Origin of the sequence: Listeria aquatica FSL S10-1188 (genome assembly GCF_000525795.1) — a bacterium.
Taxonomy (GTDB): domain Bacteria; phylum Bacillota; class Bacilli; order Lactobacillales; family Listeriaceae; genus Listeria; species Listeria aquatica.
The window spans coordinates 216,836-236,158 of sequence record NZ_AOCG01000006.1 but is presented as its reverse complement, the minus strand read 5'-3'; the positions used below and the strand labels follow the sequence as shown (position 1 = coordinate 236,158).

Genomic DNA, 19,323 nt, shown 5'->3' with positions numbered 1-19,323 from the left:
TTTTGCAAATGTAGTGGAAGATTTTTTTTTGTTAAAATGAATCCTTTCTGCTTGCAATTTTAACCTTTTTTGACTAATATAAGAATTGTGTTAGCACTCGAGTGATCGGAGTGCTAAAAGTTACGATATTTATTTTAGAGGAGGTTATTATTTTGTTAAAACCATTAGGAGATCGTGTTGTTATTGAAGTAATTGAAGCAGAAGAAAAAACAGCGAGCGGCATCGTTTTGCCAGATTCGGCGAAAGAAAAACCGCAGGAAGGAAAGGTTGTTGCGGTAGGTTCTGGTCGTGTACTTGATAGTGGCACTAAAGAACCTCTTGAAGTAAAAGAAGGGGATCAAATTATTTTCTCTAAATATTCCGGAACAGAAGTAACTTATGAAGGAAAAGATCTGTTGATTATTCGCGAAAGTGATATTTTAGCAGTTACGAAGTAAAAATAGAAAACAAAAGCGATATAAATTGGAGGGAATTAAATTATGTCAAAAGATATTAAATTTAGTGAAGACGCTCGTCGCGCGATGCTTCGTGGTGTAGATCAATTAGCTGATACAGTAAAAGTAACGCTTGGACCAAAAGGTCGTAACGTTGTCCTTGAGAAAAAATTTGGTTCGCCACTAATTACAAATGATGGGGTTACCATTGCAAAGGAAATCGAACTTGAAGATGCATTTGAAAACATGGGAGCTAAACTCGTTTCTGAAGTGGCTTCTAAAACAAATGACATTGCAGGTGACGGAACAACGACAGCAACTGTGCTTGCCCAAGCTATGATTCAAGAAGGCTTAAAAAACGTGACAGCGGGTGCTAATCCGGTTGGCGTTCGTCGAGGAATTGAAAAAGCTGTCGTAAAAGCGATTGAAGAACTGCAAAATATCTCGAAACCAATCGAAGGCAAAGAATCGATCGCGCAAGTTGCGGCAATTTCTTCTGGTGATGAAGAAGTTGGAAAACTTATTGCTGAGGCGATGGAACGCGTTGGAAACGACGGAGTTATTACAATCGAAGAATCAAAAGGTTTCTCTACGGAGTTAGACGTTGTAGAAGGAATGCAATTCGATCGCGGCTACACAAGCCCGTATATGGTAACAGATTCCGATAAAATGGAAGCTTCACTTGAAAAACCATACATTTTGATTACCGATAAAAAAATCTCGAATATCCAAGAGATTCTTCCGCTTCTTGAACAAGTTGTTCAACAAGGTCGTCCGCTTCTTATCATTGCAGAAGACGTTGACGGAGAAGCGCAAGCAACTCTTGTTCTTAACAAACTTCGTGGTACATTTAACGTAGTAGCTGTCAAAGCACCAGGTTTTGGTGACCGCCGTAAAGCAATGCTTGAAGATATCAGCATTCTAACGGGTGCGCAAGTGATTACAGAAGACCTTGGTCTTGATCTTAAATCTGCAACAATGGATCAACTTGGAACAGCACAGAAAGTTGTTGTAACAAAAGATGATACAACAATCGTTGAAGGCGCTGGCGATTCTGATCAAATCGCAGCACGTGTTAACCAAATTCGTGCGCAAATGGAAGAAACTACTTCTGATTTCGATAAAGAAAAATTACAAGAACGTTTGGCAAAACTTGCTGGCGGCGTAGCTGTCATTAAAGTAGGTGCTGCAACTGAAACCGAACTAAAAGAACGTAAACTTCGGATTGAAGATGCATTAAACTCGACACGTGCAGCTGTTGAAGAAGGTATCGTTTCCGGTGGTGGAACGGCTCTTGTCAATGTTTATAAGAAAGTAGCAGAAATCGAAGCTACTGGAGATGAAGAAACAGGTGTAAATATTGTTCTACGTTCACTTGAAGCGCCAATCCGTCAAATCGCGCACAATGCTGGTCTTGAAGGTTCCGTTATTGTGGAACGCTTGAAAAACGAAAAAATTGGCATTGGTTTCAACGCAGCAAACGGCGAATGGGTGGATATGATTGATGCAGGTATCGTGGATCCAACGAAGGTAACCCGTTCCGCGCTTCAAAATGCTTCATCTGTAGCAGCACTTCTTCTTACAACAGAAGCTGTTGTAGCAGATAAACCAGAAGATAACCCAGCTCCAGCTCCTGATATGGGCGGCGGCATGGGTGGAATGGGCGGCATGATGTAATAGACGCCGTATAAATGGCTTTAAAAAGCTGTTTATAGGTATATAGAGGCTAAAAAATAGCTGATTTGCCCCCGCTTTTAAGATTTTTATATATTATATAGTGAGGTCTCTGGAAATGGATAGTATATTTTCAGAGACCTCTCTTTTTAGATTGTTAGTTAAGTGGATATAAGTTTTTGGTTGTATTAAGTGAACTGTGTTCAAGCTGTTTAGGCTTTAGTATCGCAGTGGTTAACATTGTTAAGACTGTTAGCCATTTATTATGTCTTCTATTCTTTCATATTTCATCATAGTGCATTGCGTCATAAATCAATAGTTTTAATTGCGTAATTTTTTGCAAAAAGCACATATAAAGCTAAAATGTTTAATGCTTGTTTTAGAACTTGCTTTTTTACGTTTGAAGTTTTATCATAAAGCTATCGAAATTTGGAATATAGAAACAAAAAGAACCATCAAAATGGAAGTTTTGCTAGGAACGAGTACTGCGATTACGAAGCCTTGAGAATTCCTCCGAGGTTTTAGAGGTATGTTATTTTGAATGGTTCCAAAACGAAAATTAAAAACCTGCTTGGACTAGACGAGTTTTAGAGGTATGTTATTTTGAATGGTTCCAAAACAAGCTCTATAGCTTTGATCTGATACCGCTGGTTTTAGAGGTATGTTATTTTGAATGGTTCCAAAACACATCATACCCCAACCCATCCAACGCGGTAGTTTTAGAGGTATGTTATTTTGAATGGTTCCAAAACGACATTATAACTGTTATGGACACGTCTTTAGTTTTAGAGGTATGTTATTTTGAATGGTTCCAAAACAAAAGATAATCTTGTGAGACAACGTCCGAAGTTTTAGAGGTATGTTATTTTGAATGGTTCCAAAACTACGCAATCCCCTAATGAGATGTTGCCGGAGTTTTAGAGGTATGTTATTCTGACTGGTTCCAAAACCTGATGTTGTTGGTGATGTGGTTGGAATTTGTTTTAGAGGTATGTTATTCTGAATAATTTAAAAGTCTGTGTAAGACAATGCCAACAAGGATATAACTTGTTGGTCTTTTTTATGTGTAATCGTTAGAAAAATTCATAAAATGTCCACATCTTCTTTTTCTTTCCTATGCTAAACTGATAGAAAAAAGGAAACAGGCAGGTGAATGCATTTGGTGAAAGATGTTCATTATCAGGAAGATGATTTTGAAAAAACAGAAAAAAGCATCGGAAACCTCATTGGAAAAGGAGCTTGGGGAAAAGGGGCGATAGACAGTTTAAAGGACGTCTTGAAAAACTTAGAGGAAGTGGAAAAAGATATTGCGAGATTGGATGCAGATGGTGCGATCTCTTTTTCTCACACAGATAACAAGCACAAACTCCAAGCACTCTATGAAGATTTTGAGGTCTTACACGACTTTGCAGGAGAAGCGGGGAACCTTGTAGAAGACAAGATTGACCAACCTTTTTATGAAGCGTTAGACGAATTTGTGGAAGGCATGCGGGACTTAGATGCTTCAAAATTCACGACGAAAATCGGATTGGTGCGACAACAACTGTCACAAGCTATGCGAATAGTTATACGCAAGAACAGATTGAAGTTCCCAAAAAGGAAGTCAGTTTAGACGATTTGTTTAGTGGGGATAATTATTATGCGGATCAAATGAAAGTCCAGTATGAAGAGTGGAAACGGCAAAATAAAGACCAAGATGTGAGTCAAAAAGATTTCCGCTTAGCCATGATCAATTCCCGTGCTTTTGAATATACCTCGATTAAAGATGAACAACAAAAGAAAGAGTTCTGGGTGAATGTTGTGGCGACGGTTGTCATTGTAGGCGTGAGTATTTTCTGCCCGCCAGCAGGACTTGCGTTAGGTTTGGCTTATGGTGGTTTAGAAATGAGTGCGGCAGTGAGTGGGAAAGATTGGTTAACGGGGCGCGAACTGGATACCTCAGAACGGGCGATGCGTGGAGCCTTTTCACTGTTGGATATTGTCCCGGGTATGAAAGCTTTCTCAGGGGGCACGCAAGCCATTCGGTCAGGCACGAAGCTAGCGAGTTTAAGCGACAATCTTTTGCATGGTGTGAAAAGTATTCCATCTAAAGCCGATGACTTGATTAAACTAGGGAAAAGTAAAGCCTTAACACGGATTAATAGCTTAAAAACAACGGTAAAAGAAGGCATACATACAGGCGTTGAACGAACCACTAAAGGGCTGGATAAAGTTGGGGAAGTTGCCGATAATTTTAAGAACAACTTGAATTTGAACTCAAGACGCCAACTCGCCGCTGATGGCTTTGGGGCGCTTCCAGCAGGTGGGACTTCGAAAGTCACAAATGCCACAGAGAAAATGAAAGAGGTCTTGCGGAAGTATGATTTGAATTTGAATGGCGGAGGACGGCAAATAGATGAGACTGTGACAAGCGGTCAAAAATTGACTCATCATCTAGATGAAGTTCGCTCTCCAAATAGTTTTCAAAGCCAAATGGGAACTATTCTTGAAAAACATCATTTAACTTTGGATGAATTTAATCAATTAAAATTGAAACCCGTACAAGAATTAACAGATGCTGAAGTGAGAACATTAAAAGATATTCGAGATTCAGTGCCTAAAATAACAACAGAGACCCCACTACAAAAAACGATTCCTGAAGGGGATATTGAAAAATATTTATCTGGAGAATATGATAAAATAGGTGGGTATATTGCGAAATCAGATGATGTGGGACACATAACAGGGTATGAAGATGTTGTAGAATCTTCACGCCTAGACTATACAACTTGGGATGGCAAGAGACCGTTTCCGGAAGATGGGAATACTTATGGGAAATTAGAGTTTAGGACAGACAAAGTAGGTGACATTGAAATTCCTTACGGAGAAAGGTACGGGGGGACAAATATTGATGATCCACCATGTACGTACAATGGATTTACTGCATCGAGGAATGGAGAGGTTGTTCCAGAGTGGAAATTTAATGGCTATAATTATCCGAAAGAAGGAGCAAAGTTATATAAAGTAATAAATGGAAAAGAAAAATTAGTTGGTATATTTGATGGTGAAAGATTTGTTCGAAAATAAAAGATTTACAAGGAGGATCTACTATGATAAAATCTGGAAAGTTTGGAATATATCGCGGAAATGAATACAGAATTATAAGCGATGAAAGTGATCAATATTATATTGCAACTAGAGACAAGAATAAAATTGACAACAGCTTTATCGATAAATACGATAGCGGTCTATATCGCAAAAGTATAAATTTAAATTCATTAGATTCATATTATGAAATTGAACCTAAAGCTATATATCATGGAATACACTTTCCTGTGAGAACTAAAATACTTAATCACCAAGTTTGTTTAGGTACTGGTGATGCCAATTTGGCGAGAAAAATGAAATTTGAGCGAACTGACAAATATTTTTATGAAAAATGGGTTTCTGAGGATGAAGTACAAATTGTTGAGGTAAGAAAAGACTTGATGCTTAAAAGTGAGTAGTCTGTTGCTACGATATTTCAGCATTTAATGACAGTAAATAATAAAATAAGGACTTAAAAGATCCTGAATGTATAAGAAGTAAAGGAAAGCAAGCTGAAATTTGCAAACTGATTATAGTATTTGTAAGAATTAGAGTTAGAAACAATAAATTATGTAACTCTTCATCAGTGATTTAAATTTATTAGTTGAAGATGCATGAAAATAACTTGTGTTTTAAGTAGTAAATTTTTATCATAACAGAGAGAGATTTAGAATATAAGGAACCATCAAAATTAAAGTTTCTTCTAGGAATGAGTACTATGCTTATGAAGTCTTCCGAGGTTTTAGAGGAATGTTATTCTGACTGGTTCCAAAACGAAAGTTGTGCAAAAACGAGAAAAGGAAACTATTTTAACGCTGAAGCTTCTTAAACTTAGTGGAAAAACTTTGTTATACTATTTTTAACAGCATACATCATTAGAAAAGGGAGAAACAAGATGAACAAATGGCTGATTGGTTGTTGCGTGGTTTTGCTAATTGGTGTAGCAGGTTTTTTTGTTTATAAAAACTATGAAAGACATCAAACCCCAACTGCTGTTCATGTGGAAGGTGTGGATTATGCGTTGACTGATGAGCCTGCTGATTTAGAGAAAATAGGGAAGTCCGCTGGCAAAGTCCAAAAGGTAGTTGATCGCTACGAGCTTCCTAAGCGCAATCTTGAATCTAATTTTTTGAAAAAGGGAACGGAGCTCTATTTTGAAAAGAAACAAAGTGAGCCCCTTAATCAAATGATCGTTTATGAACGAGATGGCGAGAAATTTATCGCTAGAGAAATGATTTATACGAATTGAGAGCATTAGAAAAAGCATTTGGCACACGCCAAATGCTTTTTTAGTCTTCATAGATTTCAATTTTGTCACGTAAGGCTTTTTTCGTGAGGTTATTTTCTTTCATATAGCGTACAGCTTTTTTTGCACTGAAATGATACTCGAAAACGAGGGAAATGAAGCCGATTACGATTAATGAAGCTAATATTACCGCTTCTTGCATAAAATCATCCTTTCTAAACGATCACCCTTTCTTTTATTATGCTTGAAAGTCTAGCAAGGCGCAATCTTTTTGAGCGAAAAATCCTTCTGCAGATGTAGGAAAAAAGGCGTATTTCCTGCTATAATAAAGAAACAAACTGGAAAAGGAGAGCGAATATGAAAAATTCATGGAAGATTATTATTGGAATTGCGATTGTGTTATTGATTATTGGCATTCCATTTGTTGCAACATATAATTCGTTAAATAAAAAACAAAATGAAGTGGACGCGCAGTGGGCAAATGTCGAAAGTAAGTTGCAACGGCGCTATGACTTGATTCCTAATCTTGTGAATGCTGTAAAAGGCGATATGAAACAGGAAAAAGAAGTGTTTGGGGCGATTGCGGATGCACGTTCAGCGGTTTCAAAGGCAAGTTCGCAAAATGAACAAATTAAAGCTGCTGGGCAAATGGAATCAGCCGTTTCGCGTTTGATTGCAACGGTCGAAAATTATCCGGAGCTTAAGTCAAGTGATAATGTCACGCGTTTGATGGATGAACTGGCGGGTACGGAAAACCGGATTTCGGTTGAACGTGATAAATATAATGAAGTGGTTAAGTCATATAATACGAAAGTTAAAAGTGCACCAACAAGTTTTGTTGCGGGGATGCTAGGGTTTGAAACAAAACCTTACTTCAAAGCAGTGGAAGGTGCCGACAAAGCTCCTGAAGTCAATTTTGATTGAGGCGATTGATAATGAAAAAACTAATCCCGATTGTTAGCGCACTTCTTATACTGCTTTTGACTTTATTAATCGGGCCGGGAACGGCTTTTGCTGCAGATTTACCAAGTCCATCGAAAGAGTTTTATGTTTCGGATGGAGCTCGGGTACTGGATAAGAAAACGAAAGAAATGGTGCTTTCGGTTAATTATGCTTACCAAAAACAAAAAAGAAAAAACCACAAATTGTTCTCGCAACGGTGAAAAGTTTTGATGGGCTTTCAAAAGAAGAGTATGCCAATCAGCTTTTTAATAAATGGAAAATTGGATCGGGAAAAGAGAATAATGGCGTTTTAATCTTGCTTTCAACGAAGGAACGTGAAATTCGAATTGAAGTCGGATACGGACTTGAAGGTGCGATTACAGATGGAACTTCTGGTGAAATTTTAGACCATAACTTATCGTTTTTAAAAGATGATGATTTTAATCAGGGGCTTTCAAATATTTTTTTCGGAAGTAGCGATCCAAGTTAATAAGGAATATGATTATCAGGATAAAACGATTTTTAAAAACTATACAAGTGAGCTAGAAAAGGCTCGTGAAAATAGTGAAGATAGCGGAGATGGACTCAGCACGCCTGGTATCATTGCGATCGTGATTGGTGTCATTATTTTTGCAATTGTTTTTGGCGGCGGAAATAATGGTAGACGAGGTGGTCGTGGTGGACGCGGAGGCGGTTCTGGGATGGGACCGTTTATCGGCGGTGGTTTCTTTGGCGGCTCGGGCGGAAGTGGTTCTTCTGGCGGAGGGTTCTCTGGATTTGGTGGTGGAGGTTCCTCTGGTGGAGGTGGCGCTGGACGTGGATTTTAAAGAAAAAGGATCAGCTGTGGCTGATCCTTTTTTGGAAGGAGTATGCTTGATGGGACAGGTGTTAGGGCTTGCAGTTGGGAAGCCGAAAGAAATGGATATCGGACGAAATAAAACGATGATGACAGGAATCGGGAAAGAGCAAGTGGAGGGGGCTATGCTCCGGTTTGCCGGTTTTGATGGGGATGCTTCATTTGATTTGAAACACCACGGCGGGCTAGATCGCTCGGTTTGTATTTTTCCAAAGGAACATTATTCGTATTTTGAAGAGAAATTTAATCGAATCCTTCTTCCGGGTGCGTTTGGCGAGAATTTAACGGTTTCAGGTTTGCTAGAACAAGATGTTGCGATTGGAGATGTTTTTCAGGTAGGGGAAGTGAGGATTCAAGTTTCGGAAGCTCGTAATCCTTGTGCGACAATTGGGAAATATCATTTCATGCCAGCGCTTTTTAAGGAAGTTCGAAGTACCAGTCGGACGGGTTTTTTATGTCGAACGATCTCGGAAGGGAAGATTCAAAAGGGAGATGAGATCGTTCGTGTGAGGCGAGAAGTGGACCCGATTTCAGTAGCCTTTTGCAATGAAAAGGTTTTACACAGGATGGGCAAGCGGGAAGAGCTGGAGCGGATTAGCCAAATTGAGCCGCTTGCTGCACGTTACCGGGATGAGGTACTTGAAAAGCTTAGGAAAATGGGATGAAAAAAGAGCCGTTCGGAAGAACGGCTCTTGGCGTGTTTTGCGTTTAAAATGATTAGGGAAGATTAGGACAGCAAAAGTTTTGACTTAGCGAATTCGTAGTCGATTTTTCTTGCTTCTTGCCCCAAGCATGCAAAGATAACAAAATAGCGCAAACAAAATAGTGATGATTAAGCTGTGAAACAAGGCCACATAAAGATTGACGCTCGTATAAACGGAGAGAATACCAGTTACGGCTTGAACGGCAACAAGGATAATCGCAAGCACCATGCCGTACGTTAATACGCGATAATGTCTGTAGTCGCGGAAAACGAGCCAAGTCACATATAAAATCCAAATGACAAGGATGCCGGCTGCGATTCGGTGGAAATACTGAACGTAATCTTGTACGTTTTCGGGCCAAATAAAGCTGCCGTTTTCAAATGGCCAAACAGGAACTGCGAGACTCGCTTTTTCGTGTCGTACAAGTGCGCCTGTGTAAACGGCTAGATATGTATAAATGGTCAAGAAATAAAGGTTGAGTCGAAGTTTCGTTCCCATTACAAGGTTGCGCGCATCAAATTTATGGTCGACTTCAAAAATAAGTAATGCAAGTAAAACGATGCTTGAATAACAAATAATGGAAATACCGAAATGGAGAGCCATGATATAAGGATTTTGTCCCCAGATAACTGCCGCAGCTCCCATGAATGCTTGGAGAATTAAAAAGACAACGGAAATAATAGCAAGCGGTTTAGTCTCTCTGCGATCTTTGATTTTAATCCATGCACAAATGGCAAGCACGACAACGAAAATGGAGCCAAGTCCTGTTGTCATTCTGTGTGCAACTTCAATCAGTTTTTCAGGTGTAACGTCTGTCAGGTGAACGAGTTGTCCATTACAAAGCGGCCAAGAGTTCCCACAGCCGTCTGCTGATCCGGTTTTTGTAACTAGCGCTCCTCCGAAAACAACGAAGGTCATTGCTAGAATGGTGAGAACGGACCAGACTTTTAAAAATTTATTCATGTTCCCTTATCTCTCCTTTAGATGAATCTTGAAACGATTTTCTTATTTTAGCTACCTCCGTTCATTTTAGCTTGTTTTAATGGATAAGTAAAGGAATCCCTTGTTACTGCAGCTTTCACAAAGTCTTAAGTTTCACCATGTATAGGATTTCACAAAGTTTTGAGTGGTGAAAATGTTTTGAGTCAAAGGATTTTATTGCGATGTGTGAAGGCAATTTGGTTGACAAATCGTGTAGTTTTTTCACATAATGAATAGAAGAACTATGCGGCAATTTATTTAAGGGGGAGAAGTTTTGAGCAGAATCGAAAATACTGGCGAGTGGCAGAAAAGGGATGCAGTCAGTAAATTTAATGTGCGCGACTTTACGGAACTTGTAAAAGTAGGAATCGTTAATTCAAATACAATTACAGCTTTCACAGGAATGTGGTTAGCTTTTCAATTAAATGGGATTTCATTTATGCAGAATTTGGATGTAATCTTTTTTACGATTGTCGGTTCTGCACTTATTGTTGGAGCATCGGGAGCGTTTAATAACGTGATTGACCGGGATATCGATGGCAAAATGGAACGAACAAAAAACCGTCCCACTATGACAGGGAAAATTTCCGGTACAAAAGCTCTTCTTATAGCGGCCTTGCTTTTACTTATTGGGGCTGGAATGTTGTTTATGACCACTTGGCAAGCAGGTGTGCTTGGGCTTTCAGGTGTCTTTCTTTACGTGGTGGTTTATTCCATGTATGCTAAACGGAAACTTGTGAGTAACACCGTGATTGGGAGTTTTTCAGGAGCAGTTCCGCCGCTAATTGGTTGGTTTGCTGTTGATCCACATTTTAGTTTAATCCCAGTTATGCTCTTTTTAGTGATGTTTGCATGGCAACCGCCACATTTTTATGCGATTGCGATCAGACGAGCTGAGGAATATAGAGCAGCTGGAATTCCTATGCTTCCCGTTGTGAAAGGCTTTAACCGGACGAAGGGAAGTATGCTTTTCTGGGTACTTGTGCTTTCTGTTTTGCCGTTTTTCATGACAGAGCTCAGTCTTGTTTATGTAAGTTTAGCAACGATCTTAAACTTAGGTTGGTTGTTGCTTAGTTTATATGGATTCAAAATGAAAGACGACTTAAAATGGGCACAGTGGATGTTCATTTATTCGCTCAATTACATGACGATTTTGTTTGTTTCTATGATTGTTATTTCTATTTTTCTTTAATGCGAGTGGGCCTCAGGTTGGGGCTCGCTTTTTTCTTTAAAAAATCTTGAAGTTTTCCTCATCAAATTCTTTTTTTCAACTGGTATAGTGAGAATAGAAAGGATGCCGAGGTGGTACTGATGAAAATCGCAAGTTTTGAAAGAATGAAGCAACTTGTCGAAAATGGTAAATACGTCGATGCAGAATTGGAAAGTCGTAATATGATTACTGAAAACCCATCGCACTTTGCTGGTTATCTTTGTCTCGCCTATCTTAACTTCGCTAGTGAAAATTTTAGTGAAGCGGCTCATAACCTTGAACAGGCTCTTTTATACAACCAAAATATTGTGGAATGCTACCAACTAGGTGTGATGATTTATGACAGACTTGGTGAAAAGAAACGCGTTATTGAACTTGCTCGTTTCGGTCTTACGCTCGATCATGAAGAAGCAGATTTTTATGCGGCGCTTGCCAAATACGAAGTGGATAGTATAAAAGACAAAGCCGCACTCTATGAAACAGCACTTGCTTATGCTCCTAAACGTTTAGACATCATGGGAAGCTTAGCTTTTTGTCTATTCCAAATGGATAAAACAAGCAAGCGAGTTCTTGCTTTACAAAATACTGCGCTTACTGCTGATCCATTATTTGAACCGAATTTAGTTTATTTTGCAAAAATTAGTTATGCTCGTGGAGATTTTGAGGCAGCACGTGAGTTTACACGAAAATTATGTGTCATTGAACCTAGTAATGGGGAGTATCAAGCGCTGTATAATCAAGCTTGGGCAACTAAAAATCCATTTTGGTCTCTTTACGAACGTGTACGCTTGTTTGGAAAACGAATTTCTCTCATGCGACGAATTGTTTTGGTTAGCGTGTACATACTGATTTTTGCTCTTTTGACAAATTGGATTGGCTATTTGGCCGTTTTGATGTGGATTATTCCTCTATTAGTAGTGGTGGTGGCTATTTTGTCCCAAACGGAGCGAAAGGAAAAGCTAACACGACAAGACCGAAAAAACAGGTATTTGCGTTTGCCGCTAGCCATTATATTGTTAATGCTTCTTGCTTTTCCAGCCGGTGTTCGAACGGTTTCTACACTTGCGGACTGGATGACTCCAAATAGTTTGAAAAATAAGTATCCGATCACGGAGCCTTTTGAAAAACAAATCCATCCGTTTGAACAAAAAGAGTTTCCTTTAAAACTTCAAAAATAAATGGAGGCAGAAATTTTTAGAAAAGTAATAAATTCTAAGTTTCTGCCTTTTTTATATGGAGAAATTAGTGAGAAATGAAGCTAGCTGGGTAGCTTTTCACGAAAAAAAAACGCTACAATTAAAAGCAGAAAACAAGCCAAGAGGAGGGCAAAATTTGAAATTTGTACTAAGAGTGCTAGTGCTACTCGTTATTTGCCTTTTTATCGGTTACAATACAGATCTATTTTTTGAAAAGACGACAGAGAGAAATGAAGCACAGGATAAAGTAGAACAGAAAAATATGCCGACAGAAGCTAAGAAAGCAAATGAAACGAGTGAGCAGTTACCTGCGACCGATGAAAATATGGGAAGCTTCGTCAACCAAGATTTTTCGAAAGTAAAAGCTAAATTCGGAGACCCTATTCGGGTTGATAAAACCCCGTATGGTTATGATAATTATGTGTACAACCAACCGAATACAAGTTATATGCTTGTTGGTGTGCGAAATCATAAAGTGCAAACTATTTATGCACTTGGGCAGGATTTAAATTTAAAACCGTACCAAATCGGAATGTCTGTAGAGAAGGTGTTTACAAACGCCAAGCTTCAGTCAGAGATAGCTTTTTATTATGAAAATAATTTTTACCGATTTGAACTCTCGGAAAATGATTTAAACATGCGTCCAGTCGTTAGTCTTGGAAGTGGTGTTTATGCGCAGCTTAATTTCGATAAAATAGATGGCAAGCTGACGAGTGTCCGTTATTTAAATAAACTTTCATTTATCAAAATGCATCCTTATGAACTGAATTATCAAGGGGAAATTTATAAGGAAAATGTTTCGAGTGACTTATGGAATCAAGTCGATAAAGCAGCTGATTTAGAGGTTCTTGAAATTACAAATGTGCTTAGGGAGCGTTACAAAGCAGAACCTGTTGCAGATGAACAAGATGTTGCCAAAGTTGCTTACGGGCATAGTGTGGATATGGCAGAAAACAAATATTTTAGCCACGATTCGCCGACTTATGGTTCGCTAGGAGACCGGTTAAAAGAAGGAAATGTCGTATACACGAAAGCAGGCGAGAACATTGCTTACAATTATATTGATGCAGCTGCGGCTGTTGAGGGCTGGTTAAATTCGCCAGGTCACCGGAAAAACTTGCTAGAAAAAACCTATACGTATATGGGCTCTGGTACATTTCGAAAATACTACACGCAAAATTTTGTTACAAAAATAAAAAGACGCTTTTGTGAGTTCATGCTATAATGAATACGTACAGCGAAAAGTTTGGAGGGATTAGTTTGTTTGCAACGATGGAGAGTTTGGCACTACTTGATTTATCAGATGAATTATCTGCCATGATTCTCAGTTCAGAAGAAGCGAATAACTATCTGAGAAAGAAACAGGCGCTGCAAAATCCGGAAACGCAAGCGAAGGTACAGGCGTTTGCAAAAATCAAAGAGGCTTATGAAGAGGTGGAGCGTTTCGGCAGATATCACCCTGATTATAAAGAAGTAACTCGAAAAACTCGTGCTTTAAAGCGAGAACTCGATATGGATGAAGGGATTGCAGATTTTCGCCGAGCAGAGACCGATTTGCAGAATTTACTTGATGAAATTAGTCTTTTACTTGCGGGCGCTGTCTCATCGAATATCATGGTGCCAACTGGAAATCCGTTTTTCGAGCAAAAGTCAGCCTGTTCATCAGGCGGTTGCGGAAGTGGTGGAAGTTGCGGCTGCTCTGCATGATGATAAGAGGTGTAGAGGTTTAGAAGATGTAAAGGGGATAAAAAAATGGAAAATGATAGACAAGCTGTCGTGGTTTGGTTGAATCATTTGAAACAAGTTAGATCGCTTAAGCGGTTTGGCAATGTTCATTATGTTTCGCGAAAGCTAAAATACGCCGTACTCTATTGTGATATGTGTGATATTGAAGAAGTTTCCGCGAAGTTGTCGCGCTTTAATTATGTGAAACGTGTTGAACCTTCTTTTAGACCATTTCTGAAAACAGAATATGAGTCGAAAAAAGAAACGATGCATGATCATAGAAGTGAAGATGTTCAAATCACGATTTAAGATGAGGCAGTGCTGTTTTAAACAGCACTGCCTTCCGTTCATCTAGGAGGAGGTAAATTTTGAGAGTTATCGCTGGTTCAAGAAAGGGACATCGCTTAAAAGCCGTTCCTGGAGCAAATACGAGACCTACAACTGATAAAATAAAAGAAGCTTTGTTTTCAATGATTGGGCCGTTTTTCGACGGAGAAAAGGCACTTGATTTGTTCGCTGGAAGCGGGGGGCTTGGAATTGAAGCACTAAGCCGTGGCGCTTCAAGCTGTGTTTTTATTGATCAAGCAGGTGCTGCGATTAAGACGATTAAAGAAAATGTACAAGCTTGTCACTTTGAAGAGGAAGCTCAAATTTTTCGAAATGATGCTCGTAAAGCTTTAAAATTACTTCAAAAAAACGAACAGAGCTTTGATCTTGTTTTTCTTGATCCGCCATATAAAAAGCAACAACTAGAAAAACTACTTTTAGAACTTTGTGAACTTGGATTGCTTCAAAAAGGAGCGCTTATTGTATGTGAGCACGATAAAGAAGCAAAGCTACCAGATGAAATTCCTCAATTTGAAAAGATAAAAACTGCGGAATATGGCATCACTATCTTATCAATTTATCAGTTTGGAGAGTGAGAGCATGGAAGAGAGAATAGCTGTTTACCCAGGTACGTTTGATCCGATTACAAATGGTCACTTAAACATCATTGAACGAGCTGCTCGAAATTTTGATGTTCTTTATGTGACAGTGCTTAAAAATTCCAGCAAGAAATCGCTGTTTGACTTGGAAGAACGCATGCGGCTAATTGCCGAATCTACTGCTAGTATCCCTAATGTTCGTGTGGAAAGTTCTGGCGGGCTTCTAGTAGATTATGCGAAAGAAAAATCTGCGCATGTAGTTATCCGAGGATTGCGTGCAGTTAGTGATTTTGAATATGAACTTCAAATTGCGGCGATGAATAACAAACTCGATCCAGAACTTGAAACCTTTTTCATGATGACGAATCCAAGCTATTCCTTCTTAAGTTCGAGTATTGTTCGCGAAGTGGCTAGTTACGGCCGTAGCGTTGACGATTTAGTTCCAAAACCTGTCAGTCTGGCGCTTAAAGCTAAATTTTAATTGGAATTGCAGATAAGGGGTTGTTTCTAGAAATGCGTAAACAGTGGAAAAAGTTATTAGTCATTGCCATATTGTTAATTGTTATCGTGGGATTTTTTATCCCCGTGCCTTATTATATTACGAAACCAGGTTCTGCGGAGGAACTTGAGCCGCTTGTGCGGGTTTCTGGGCATACAAGTAAGTCGAAAGGGTCGCTAAGTCTTGTGACGATCGCAATGGCAGAAGCTAATATTTATACATATGGGTTAGCCAAGCTGCTTCCTTATCATGAACTTGAAAAAGAAAGTGATGTCCGTCTTGATCATGAAACGAATGAAGAATATAATGTTCGGCAAATGTATATGATGAATGAATCGAAAAATAATGCGATTCAAGTCGCTTATAAAGCTGCTGGGCAAGACGTGAAAATCAAATATGATGGCATTTATGTAATGAGCGTACTCGATGATGTTCCAGCAGCTAAATATTTACACGCAGGGGATCTCATCACAAAAATTGATGGTAAAGCATTTAAATCTAGTAATGAATTTATTTCCTATGTAAAAGGCAAGAAGCAAGGGGATAAGGTGAATGTACAATTTGTTCACAACAAAAAGAAACAACAAGCTGGTATCGAACTGACTAAAATCGATAAAAAAGGAACAACTGGGATTGGCATTACCCTTGTAGATGATGAAAAAATTGAAACGTCACCAAAAGTGGAAATTGATTCTGAAAAAATTGGTGGTCCATCTGCCGGTTTAATGTTCAGTTTAGAGATTTATTCTCGCTTCCAAAAAGAGGACTTAACGGCTGGTAAAAAAATTGCAGGAACCGGAACCATTAGCCCAGATGGAGAAGTAGGACGAATTGGTGGGATTGATCAAAAAGTGGTGGCTGCTGATAAAGAAGGCGCAACTATCTTTTTTGCCCCCAACGATGAAATTACAAAAGCTACGAAAAAAGACAATCCAGGGATTAAATCCAATTATCAAGAGGCTAAAGAAACAGCAAAAGAAATTGACACCAAAATGAAAATCATTCCTGTAAAAACATTCCAAGATGCTGTTGAGTATTTAGAAAAACTACAGAAGTAAATAAAAATTTGAGAAATCGCAAATGAAATAGCGCCTGAACTTTTCAGAATTTGAATGGTATTTGAATTTTGAAAGATACTTTGGAGTTGTTTCTAGCGGTTTCTTTTCTTAAAAGCGGGAAAGGAAGAGTAAGGGAGGTATCTAGAAAGCGAGGGATGAAATAAAATGAATCTTAAAGTTCGAAATCAAGCGAAAATCAGTGCTTTTTTTCCAACATATAGAAGTTCTGAGGGACTTGACAAAGGGATCCGCATGACAGAACACTTATTTACAAAATGGCAAGAAGCGGATGACAAAAATGAACGAAAGAAAAAACGAAAGTGGTTACTTTCTCTTCTTGTTACTCGAGCGCAGGCAAACGGATTTAGTCGGCCTGCTGCCATCGAAAAACGCCCGCTTCTTGAAGTTGACTGGCAACCGCTTCTTTTTGCTGAACTTGGAACGCTAAAAGATGAAGCAGAGGAAGTTTCTGTGTTAGATTACGGAGCGGATCCTGAAGGGAAAATTGACTCGACTTTGGCTTTTAAACGGGCAATGCGTCGTGGTGGTCGAATCGTTTATGTTCCAAAAGGGACATTTTTGATTTCAGGATTAAAAGTTCCATCTAATACAGCGATTATCGGAGCAGGGGAAGAACTAACAACACTTCTATTGATAAAAGAAACCCCAAAAAAGAGGCAAGGAATTCGAAATCGCAATCTCTTTGCTGGGAACAAACGAATTCGTTTAGAAGGCTTTACTTTGAACTGGGATTCCTCCCGTTTTGGAGAAAGCGAAAGAAGTGCCTCAGGAGGCACTTCTTCGAGTGGAATCACGCTTGCACATGTTCAATTTGCACTCATCAGAAAGGTGAAAGTATTAAATGCAGGACTGCATGGTGTTGATGTTACGAGCGCATTTTATAGCTACCGAGGTGATGGAACAACTTCAAGATTTCGCAGTGCATATGTTTGGATTGACCAAGTTGAAGCAGCCGGATTTGGGGATGATGGCGTGACAACACACCATAGTGATTTTATTTATATTTCACATTGTTTTTTGCATGATCCAAGTGGAAGGGCTCATGAAAAAGGATTCTCCAATTCAAATGGGATTGAGGTGGACGATGGATCGAGACATGTCGTTTTACACAATAACGCCACCGAAAACTGTTTCGGTGGCGTAGAAATCAAGGCGCATGAAACAAGTTCTGCAGCCTATGATACTCAAATTATTGGTCATATTTCTTCTTCAGATAATCGTTCGTTTAACTTCCGACATATTGGTCACCACAAAGGAGAAGATGAGGAAAGTCAGACGGCAACTGGAATTCGTGCCACTTTTTTTAATTGCGGAGTTGCCCGTTTCCACACCGCTTTATATGGATAGTGAACCACGGGCGTTAGTTATTTCTGCCTATAAAAAAGTAAGTATCACTCATTTTCTCGTAGTAGATGAGAAACACACACAAATACTTGCTATTCAGTACCGTGCTAGTCAAGTTGCGTTCGATAAAATATATTACAAAGGAAAGAAACCGGAAGTTAGACTTGGCAAAGAAACGCACGATGTGAACATATCAGAAATAAAGCAGTGGTCGGGCACTGAATGGAGCGTCTAGCTGCGCTGTATTTCCTTCTAGTAAATGATAGAGTCTTGATGCTTGGATGTCGTATTGGATGAGCTCTTGACTTGCTTTTGAAGGTGTCGAAACAAGTGGGAGCGACAGTTCTTTTTTGATCGTGGAAAGATATGCTTGCCCTTGTTTCGTCATGCCAAGCAGGCGAAGGTGGTTTTCAGGCTGATCCTTTTTTTGAAACTGTAATAGAATTTGCATAGCTGTCCGGCGAACGCGTGAGGTGCTGTAGCGTTTTGTTGTTGTAGCACGCAAGAAATCTTCTGCTGTTTCTTCAAAAGCAGCGCGTCGCAAGCGGTTTTCGATACCTTCTGTCACACTGTTGATTACTGTAAGAGACTCATTTCGGTCGCTTAAAAGGCGGTAGCGTAAATACGGATAGGCGCTTGAAAAGGACAAAAGAGGAGTCTGATAGTTTTCTAGCGAAGTATAAACAAAACCGGGAACTTTCGTTTTTATAGCAGGAAGGTTATTCTCAAGTAGAAGCTTACGGAGCGCCGTAGCACTGGCAAAATCATTTGAATGGGCATTTGTTGCGTGATAGTTATTTGTTCGTTTAAGTGAATAAAGTTTAAGACCAGCTTCTTGCTTTTCATTTGCAAGGGCATAGTGGAGACCTAAAATATTGTTGGGCTTTGTCACATCAAGTTCATTCGTGAAAGAAGTGAGTGTTTCTGTGTAAGCTTCGCCATAACTTAGCTTTTTTTCTGTTAGCATTCGGCGTAAAGCTTCTTCGAAGAGCGGACTAGCAGCCAGCTTGGCAACGATGCGGAATTTTGTAGCATCACCATTTTCACTTCCGAAAAAAAGCGCATTCGTTTTTAAATCCTTGAGCAATTCAATCGCTGCTGAAGCAAAGATATCTGCTTGTTGGACAGCAAACCGAACAGGCAACTCAAATACAAGGTCACAGCCAGCTTCAAGAGCCCATTTTGTACGCAGTTCTTTAGAGACGATCGCCGGTTCCCCGCGCTGTACGAAAGAACCACTCATGATTGCGATGATGATATCCGCATTTGTTTGTTTTCGCGCTTCTTGCAAATGGTATAAATGCCCATTATGAAGCGGGTTATATTCAACAATAATTCCAGTGGCACGCAAATTTTCTCACCTCGTTTACATTTTTGTTTTCTTAAGCATATCATCTTGTTTAACTCCTGCCAAGAAACCGGAAAAAACATTGACAAAAAC

23 protein-coding genes and 1 CRISPR repeat array are annotated in these 19,323 nt (G+C 39.3%); of the genes, 20 read left to right on the top strand and 3 right to left on the bottom strand.

Translation table 11 applies throughout. The features are described from left to right. The first annotated feature begins 152 nt into the window (after positions 1 to 152). The 6 genes from groES to MAQA_RS05135 all read left to right on the top strand — a co-directional run bounded on the left by groES (position 153) and on the right by MAQA_RS05135 (position 6,423). Positions 153 to 437: a co-chaperone GroES gene (gene groES, locus MAQA_RS05160; RefSeq protein ID WP_036071978.1), complete on the top strand. Its 285-nt coding sequence runs from the start codon at positions 153 to 155 to the stop codon at positions 435 to 437. A gap of 42 nt (positions 438 to 479) precedes the next feature. Next, on the top strand, positions 480 to 2,111 hold the full coding sequence (gene groL, locus MAQA_RS05155) for a chaperonin GroEL (protein WP_036071975.1): 1,632 nt from the start codon (positions 480 to 482) through the stop codon (positions 2,109 to 2,111). 515 nt (positions 2,112 to 2,626) lie between these two features. Then, positions 2,627 to 3,124: a CRISPR direct-repeat array (repeat unit 36 nt; unit sequence GTTTTAGAGGTATGTTATTTTGAATGGTTCCAAAAC). A 143-nt stretch (positions 3,125 to 3,267) separates the two neighbouring features. Continuing rightward, on the top strand, positions 3,268 to 3,720 hold the full coding sequence (locus tag MAQA_RS13610; protein ID WP_149023312.1) for a hypothetical protein: 453 nt from the start codon (positions 3,268 to 3,270) through the stop codon (positions 3,718 to 3,720). Positions 3,721 to 3,725: 5 nt separating this feature from the next. Next, positions 3,726 to 5,174, top strand: a complete 1,449-nt coding sequence (locus tag MAQA_RS13605) for a hypothetical protein (RefSeq protein WP_052008472.1) — start codon at positions 3,726 to 3,728, stop codon at positions 5,172 to 5,174. Positions 5,175 to 5,197: 23 nt separating this feature from the next. Continuing rightward, on the top strand, positions 5,198 to 5,593 hold the full coding sequence (locus tag MAQA_RS05140; RefSeq protein WP_036071974.1) for a hypothetical protein: 396 nt from the start codon (positions 5,198 to 5,200) through the stop codon (positions 5,591 to 5,593). A 476-nt stretch (positions 5,594 to 6,069) separates the two neighbouring features. Further along, positions 6,070 to 6,423, top strand: coding sequence for a hypothetical protein (locus tag MAQA_RS05135; RefSeq protein WP_036071971.1), 354 nt, complete (start codon positions 6,070 to 6,072; stop codon positions 6,421 to 6,423). Between the two features lie 40 nt (positions 6,424 to 6,463). On the opposite strand, the gene MAQA_RS14540 is transcribed toward MAQA_RS05135, so the two are convergent. Continuing rightward, complete coding sequence (locus MAQA_RS14540) at positions 6,464 to 6,622, bottom strand: hypothetical protein (protein WP_159099959.1); 159 nt, start codon at positions 6,620 to 6,622, stop codon at positions 6,464 to 6,466. A gap of 155 nt (positions 6,623 to 6,777) precedes the next feature. On the opposite strand from MAQA_RS14540, the gene MAQA_RS05130 reads away from it, so the two are divergent. From MAQA_RS05130 to MAQA_RS05120, 5 genes are read left to right on the top strand one after another with little or no spacing between them, the layout of a single operon-like run. Beyond that, positions 6,778 to 7,344 (top strand): LemA family protein, encoded by a 567-nt coding sequence (locus MAQA_RS05130; RefSeq protein ID WP_036071968.1) that lies wholly within the window; start codon positions 6,778 to 6,780, stop codon positions 7,342 to 7,344. 11 nt (positions 7,345 to 7,355) lie between these two features. Then, on the top strand, positions 7,356 to 7,583 hold the full coding sequence (locus MAQA_RS15370) for a hypothetical protein (RefSeq protein WP_241463102.1): 228 nt from the start codon (positions 7,356 to 7,358) through the stop codon (positions 7,581 to 7,583). Next, positions 7,580 to 7,852 (top strand): TPM domain-containing protein, encoded by a 273-nt coding sequence (locus MAQA_RS15365; protein ID WP_241463101.1) that lies wholly within the window; start codon positions 7,580 to 7,582, stop codon positions 7,850 to 7,852. The genes MAQA_RS15370 and MAQA_RS15365 overlap by 4 nt, the downstream gene beginning before the upstream one ends. Continuing rightward, positions 7,797 to 8,189 carry a hypothetical protein gene (locus MAQA_RS15360; RefSeq protein ID WP_241463100.1) on the top strand — a complete coding sequence of 131 codons (393 nt, stop codon included), beginning with the start codon at positions 7,797 to 7,799 and terminating at the stop codon, positions 8,187 to 8,189. The genes MAQA_RS15365 and MAQA_RS15360 overlap by 56 nt, the downstream gene beginning before the upstream one ends. Next, entirely contained in the window at positions 8,161 to 8,883 is a 723-nt protein-coding gene (locus tag MAQA_RS05120) for an MOSC domain-containing protein (RefSeq protein WP_241463099.1), read from the top strand. The genes MAQA_RS15360 and MAQA_RS05120 overlap by 29 nt, the downstream gene beginning before the upstream one ends. 84 nt (positions 8,884 to 8,967) lie before the next feature. Here MAQA_RS05120 and MAQA_RS05115 read toward each other — a convergent pair whose 3' ends face one another. Next, on the bottom strand, positions 8,968 to 9,885 hold the full coding sequence (locus tag MAQA_RS05115) for a COX15/CtaA family protein (protein ID WP_036071962.1): 918 nt from the start codon (positions 9,883 to 9,885) through the stop codon (positions 8,968 to 8,970). Positions 9,886 to 10,177: 292 nt separating this feature from the next. Here MAQA_RS05115 and cyoE point away from each other — a divergent pair, with 292 nt between their 5' ends. The 9 genes from cyoE (at position 10,178) to MAQA_RS05070 (ending at position 17,885) form a co-directional block, all read left to right on the top strand. Continuing rightward, a complete protein-coding gene (cyoE, locus tag MAQA_RS05110; RefSeq protein ID WP_036071959.1) occupies positions 10,178 to 11,095 on the top strand; it encodes a heme o synthase in 918 nt (305 codons plus the stop codon). 119 nt (positions 11,096 to 11,214) lie between these two features. Then, positions 11,215 to 12,291: a tetratricopeptide repeat protein gene (locus MAQA_RS05105; protein WP_052008471.1), complete on the top strand. Its 1,077-nt coding sequence runs from the start codon at positions 11,215 to 11,217 to the stop codon at positions 12,289 to 12,291. Positions 12,292 to 12,445: 154 nt separating this feature from the next. Continuing rightward, positions 12,446 to 13,534, top strand: a complete 1,089-nt coding sequence (locus MAQA_RS05100) for a CAP domain-containing protein (RefSeq protein WP_036072185.1) — start codon at positions 12,446 to 12,448, stop codon at positions 13,532 to 13,534. Positions 13,535 to 13,569: 35 nt separating this feature from the next. Then, positions 13,570 to 14,016 (top strand): YlbF/YmcA family competence regulator, encoded by a 447-nt coding sequence (locus MAQA_RS05095; RefSeq protein ID WP_036071956.1) that lies wholly within the window; start codon positions 13,570 to 13,572, stop codon positions 14,014 to 14,016. Positions 14,017 to 14,061: 45 nt separating this feature from the next. Continuing rightward, positions 14,062 to 14,343 carry a YlbG family protein gene (locus MAQA_RS05090; RefSeq protein WP_036071953.1) on the top strand — a complete coding sequence of 94 codons (282 nt, stop codon included), beginning with the start codon at positions 14,062 to 14,064 and terminating at the stop codon, positions 14,341 to 14,343. A 59-nt stretch (positions 14,344 to 14,402) separates the two neighbouring features. After that, positions 14,403 to 14,957 carry a 16S rRNA (guanine(966)-N(2))-methyltransferase RsmD gene (gene rsmD / locus MAQA_RS05085; RefSeq protein ID WP_036071950.1) on the top strand — a complete coding sequence of 185 codons (555 nt, stop codon included), beginning with the start codon at positions 14,403 to 14,405 and terminating at the stop codon, positions 14,955 to 14,957. Between the two features lie 4 nt (positions 14,958 to 14,961). Further along, on the top strand, positions 14,962 to 15,441 hold the full coding sequence (gene coaD / locus MAQA_RS05080) for a pantetheine-phosphate adenylyltransferase (RefSeq protein WP_036071948.1): 480 nt from the start codon (positions 14,962 to 14,964) through the stop codon (positions 15,439 to 15,441). A 32-nt stretch (positions 15,442 to 15,473) separates the two neighbouring features. After that, a complete protein-coding gene (locus MAQA_RS05075) occupies positions 15,474 to 16,517 on the top strand; it encodes a SepM family pheromone-processing serine protease (protein ID WP_036071946.1) in 1,044 nt (347 codons plus the stop codon). A 165-nt stretch (positions 16,518 to 16,682) separates the two neighbouring features. Next, complete coding sequence (locus MAQA_RS05070; RefSeq protein WP_052008470.1) at positions 16,683 to 17,885, top strand: glycosyl hydrolase family 28-related protein; 1,203 nt, start codon at positions 16,683 to 16,685, stop codon at positions 17,883 to 17,885. A gap of 190 nt (positions 17,886 to 18,075) precedes the next feature. Here the strand turns inward: MAQA_RS05070 and MAQA_RS05065 are convergent, their stop codons facing one another. Then, positions 18,076 to 19,233 carry a nucleotidyltransferase gene (locus tag MAQA_RS05065; RefSeq protein ID WP_036071943.1) on the bottom strand — a complete coding sequence of 386 codons (1,158 nt, stop codon included), beginning with the start codon at positions 19,231 to 19,233 and terminating at the stop codon, positions 18,076 to 18,078. Positions 19,234 to 19,323: the final 90 nt, after the last annotated feature.